The organism is Bacillus sp. mrc49 (assembly GCF_002803435.1).
This window is the reverse complement of sequence record NZ_PHNG01000380.1, coordinates 1-322: the sequence shown is the minus strand read 5'-3', so window position 1 is coordinate 322 and position 322 is coordinate 1. Positions and strand designations below refer to the sequence as shown.

Genomic DNA, 322 nt, shown 5'->3' with positions numbered 1-322 from the left:
CATTTCGACCACATCCCTGCCCCTTTTTGAATCCAGGCTTGCGGTTGGTTCATCGGCTAAAATGATTTCCGGATCATTCATAAGCGAACGGCCGATGGCTACACGCTGCCGCTCTCCACCTGACAGCGCTTCCGGCAAGTGATCTGCCCGATGTTCAAGGCCAAGATGGCTAAGCAGATCATCCGCTTTTATCACAGCTTTTTTATCCCGCTTGCCAATCAATTCAGAAAGTAGCAGAAGCTGTTCACGCACGGTCAGATATGGCACTAGGTTCGCCGCTTGAAAAATGAATCCGATCTTTTCAAGACGCACCCGGGTCAAT

General features: G+C 50.3%; 1 protein-coding gene. It reads right to left on the bottom strand.

Annotated features, from left to right (window positions below; genetic code table 11):
- Positions 1-322 (bottom strand): ATP-binding cassette domain-containing protein (locus CVN76_RS02410; RefSeq protein ID WP_157805481.1); only part of this gene is annotated, 322 nt, incomplete at both ends.